The organism is Acidovorax sp. KNOB132 (assembly GCF_057541515.1).
The window spans coordinates 1-3920 of sequence record NZ_BAAJYT010000311.1 but is presented as its reverse complement, the minus strand read 5'-3'; the positions used below and the strand labels follow the sequence as shown (position 1 = coordinate 3920).

At 67.8% G+C, this 3920-nt stretch carries 3 protein-coding genes and 1 pseudogene; 3 read left to right on the top strand and 1 reads right to left on the bottom strand.

Annotation, left to right across the window (positions count from 1 at the left end; genetic code table 11):
* The 3 genes and pseudogenes from AC27IO_RS21550 to AC27IO_RS21540 form a co-directional block, all read left to right on the top strand.
* Positions 1-831, top strand: a pseudogene (locus AC27IO_RS21550) (ABC transporter substrate-binding protein); the annotation flags it as partial.
* 69 nt (positions 832-900) lie between these two features.
* Entirely contained in the window at positions 901-1785 is an 885-nt protein-coding gene (locus tag AC27IO_RS21545; protein WP_272568004.1) for a branched-chain amino acid ABC transporter permease, read from the top strand.
* A gap of 15 nt (positions 1786-1800) precedes the next feature.
* Positions 1801-2793, top strand: coding sequence for a branched-chain amino acid ABC transporter permease (locus AC27IO_RS21540; RefSeq protein WP_272568006.1), 993 nt, complete (start codon positions 1801-1803; stop codon positions 2791-2793).
* Between the two features lie 70 nt (positions 2794-2863).
* Here the strand turns inward: AC27IO_RS21540 and AC27IO_RS21535 are convergent, their stop codons facing one another.
* Entirely contained in the window at positions 2864-3901 is a 1038-nt protein-coding gene (locus AC27IO_RS21535; protein WP_498740681.1) for a lipocalin-like domain-containing protein, read from the bottom strand.
* Positions 3902-3920 lie beyond the last annotated feature (19 nt).

Below are 3920 nucleotides of genomic sequence, written 5' to 3'. Positions count from 1 at the left end.
CAACGGCGCGGCCACCTCGGCACTCACCAACCGAGCAGTGCAGCCCCTACACCGTGCACTACGCCTACGACACCGTGGCGTCTGGCCAAGGGCACGGGCGCCACCACGTCGATGGCGGGCGGCAAGAGCTGGTTCTTCCTCACGGCGGACTATGCGTTCGGCCATGCACTGGAGGCCGATGCGAGCACGGTGGTCAAGGCCAAGGGCGGCACGGTGGTGGGCAGCGTCAAGCACCCGCTCAACGCCTCGGACTTCTCGTCCTTCCTGCTGCAGGCGCAGAACTCCAAGGCCCAGGTGCTGGGCCTGGCGAACGCGGGTGGCGACACCATCAACTCCATCAAGGCCGCCAAGGAGTTCGGCATCGGCAAGAGCATGAAGCTCGCAGGCTTGCTGATCTTCTTCAGCGACATCCACAGCCTGGGCCTCAAGACCACCGAGGGCCTGCAGTTCACGACGAGCTGGTATTGGGACCTGAACGACGACACGCGCAAGTTCGCCGACAAGTTCATGGAAAAGACCAAGCGCCGTCCGACCGAGATCCAGGCGGCCGACTACTCGGCCACCATGAACTACCTGAAGGCCGTCGAAGCCGCCAAGAGCACCGATGCCGACAAGGTGATGCAGGCCTGGCGCGGCATGAAGATGAACGACTTCTTCGGCTCCGGCACGCTGCGCCCCGATGGCCGCTACGTGCACGACATGTACCTGATGCAGGTGAAATCACCGGCCGAATCCAAGGGTGCATGGGATTACTACAAGCTCGTCAAGAAGCTGCCCGGCGAGGAAGTGTTCGCCACCCAGGCCGAGAGCAAGTGCGCGGCCTGGAAATGACACCCATGACGCGCCGCCCGTTCCGCTGACCCTCTTTTTTCACCGCTTCACCGCCACTCGCGCCCTCCCATGCAAATCTTCGGTGTCTCACTGCCGGGCCTGTTGAGCCAGCTTCTGCTGGGGCTGGTCAACGGGTCGTTCTACGCCATCCTCAGCCTGGGGCTGGCGGTGATCTTCGGCCTGCTCAACGTGATCAACTTCGCGCACGGCGCACTGTTCATGCTGGGCGCGATGCTCACCTGGATGGGCATGACCTACCTGGGCATCAACTACTGGGTGATGCTGCTGGCGGCGCCGGTGGTGGTGGGCATCCTGGGGGTGCTGATCGAGCGGCTGCTGCTGCGCTGGATCTACAAGCTCGACCACCTCTACGGCCTGCTGCTGACCCTCGGGCTCACGCTGCTGATCGAGGGGGTGTTCCGCTCCATCTACGGCGTCTCTGGCCTGGGGTACGACACGCCCGAACTGCTGGAAGGCGCGACCAACCTCGGCTTCATGATCCTGCCCAACTACCGCGCCTGGGTGGTGGTGGCCTCGCTCGTGGTGTGCGTTGGCACCTGGTACGTGATCGAAAAGACCAAGCTCGGCGCCTACCTGCGCGCCGGCACCGAGAACCCGCGCCTGGTGGAGGCCTTCGGCGTGAACGTGCCGGTGATGATCACGCTCACCTACGCGTTCGGCGCGGCGCTCGCCGCGTTCGCGGGCGTGCTGGCCGCGCCGGTGTACCAGGTCACGCCGCTCATGGGGCAGAACCTCATCATCGTGGTGTTCGCCGTGGTGGTGATCGGCGGCATGGGTTCGATCATGGGCTCCATCCTCACCGGGCTGGGCCTGGGCGTGATCGAAGGGTTCACCAAGGTGTTCTATCCCGAGGCTTCTTCCACCGTGGTGTTCGTCATCATGGTGATCGTTCTCCTCATCCGCCCCGCCGGCCTGTTCGGCAAAGAGAGATAAGCAGGGGCCGCACGCATGAACTCCCAAAAACTCGCCCCCATCGGCTACGGCCTGCTGCTTGCCGCCCTGCTGGCGGCGCCCTTCCTGGGCGCCTACCCGGTCTTCGTGATGAAGCTCATGTGCTTCGCGCTGTTCGCCTCGGCGTTCAATTTGCTGCTGGGCTATACCGGGCTGCTGTCGTTCGGCCATGCGGCCTTTTTGGGCGGCGCGGCCTACGTGGCCGGCCACGCCATCAAGGTCTGGGGCCTCACGCCCGAACTGGGCCTGCTGGCCGGCACCGCCGGCGGCGCGCTGCTGGGGCTGCTGTTCGGCTGGCTGGCCATCCGGCGCCAGGGCATCTATTTCTCGATGATCACGCTGGCGCTGGCGCAGATGCTGTTCTTCGCCTGCCTGCAGGCGCCGTTCACGGGCGGGGAGGACGGCCTGCAGGGCGTGCCGCGCGGCAAGCTCTTCGGGCTCATCGACCTGTCCAGCGACCTCACCATGTACTACGTGGCACTGGTGGTGGTGGTGCTGGCCTTCCTGCTGATCGTGCGCACCATCCACTCGCCGTTCGGCCAGGTGCTCAAGAGCATCAAGGAAAATGAGCCGCGTGCCATTTCGCTGGGCTACGACACGCACCGCTTCAAGCTGCTGGCCTTCGTGATCTCGGCCGCGCTCGCCGGGCTGGCGGGCTCGCTCAAGACCCTGGTGCTGGGCTTCGCCACGCTGTCCGACGTGCATTGGACGGCCTCGGGCCAGGTCATCCTGATGACGCTGGTGGGCGGCCTGGGCACGCTGTCGGGCCCGCTGGTCGGGTCGGCCGTGGTCGTGCTGCTGGAAAACAAGATCGGCGAGTTTGGGCACCTGGTCGCCTCGATCACGGGCGTGGACTGGTTCAACACCCTGGGCGAGTCGGTCACCATGGTCACCGGCCTCATCTTCGTGGTGTGCGTGCTGGCCTTCCGCCGCGGGATCATGGGCGAGATCATCGCGCGCCTGCCGCGGCGCGCCGGGCGCAAGGCCTGAGCCCAAGGGGGGTGAAGCGCGCGGGGTACGCGGCTGACTCCGGGGCGATTCGCATAGGCCCCTGTTGCGGCTACAGCCGCAGCGGCCGGGCGTAGCCGGTCATCTCCAGGTAGCCGCGCCCCATCGCGCGGCCGGCCCCGTCCCGCAGCTCGCTCAGGCCCTCCCAGTAGATGGCGCCCGTCGAGGCCTGGCTGTCCAGCTCCTGCGCATCCAGCAGCGCATGCACTTCGAACGATCCGGCCGGCGTGTCCACGCGCCACTGCACCGGGTAGCGTGCCTGGCTGGCGGGGCTGGTCCAGTGGCGCTGCGGGGTGAACGCGACGGCTTGCGGCCCGAACACCTGCGTGGTGCCCCCGGCCGCGCGCAGTGAGCCGCCAGCCCAGAGCGCCGAACCGTCGCCGCGCCGCAGGCGAAACGCCGTGAGCGCGCTGCCGTCCTGCAGGTTCATGCCGATCCAGTCCCAGCCCACGGCATCGGGGTGCACCAGTGCATCGCTCCATTCGTGGTCCAGCCAGGCGCGGTTGTCCAGGCTGCCCGGTGCCGCGGCCTCCAAGGCCATGCGCCGGCCCGCGAGCTGCAGGTGCCCGGTCACGGACATTTGTGGCTGGCTGTAGTAGTAGCTGGCCTGGGTGGCGTCCGGGCCCTTGCGCGACAGGCCCTGTGCGCCCTGCAGCAGCACGGGCTGCGTGGTGTCGAATTGCAGGTCCAGCGCGAAGTCGGCCGCGCGAACCTGGGCCGCATAGCGGCTCCCCGCACCGCGGGGAGTGCGAGCCAGCGTCCAGTCGCCCAGGCGGATGTCGGTGTCGGCTTCGCTGGCTCCGGCGATGCCGAAGCCGGCGCGCGCGATGCGCTGGTCATGGTGCAGCGCGGTGCCGCCCAGGTCGGTCAGCGCGGCATGCGCGAACACCAGTTGTCTGGCGGCGAAGGCCGACTGCAGCGGCTGCGCGGCCTCGACCCGCGAGCGAAAGAACGTCACCTGAAACCCCCACAGCTGCCCCGCCGCGCGCGCCTGTCCGGTGATGTACCACCACTCGGTGCGCAGCGCCGGATGGCTGCCATGGTCCTGCGGGAACACCAGCGTGCGGGGCGCGAGGGCGTGGGCGGGCAGCCAGGGCGCGCGCCCGCCA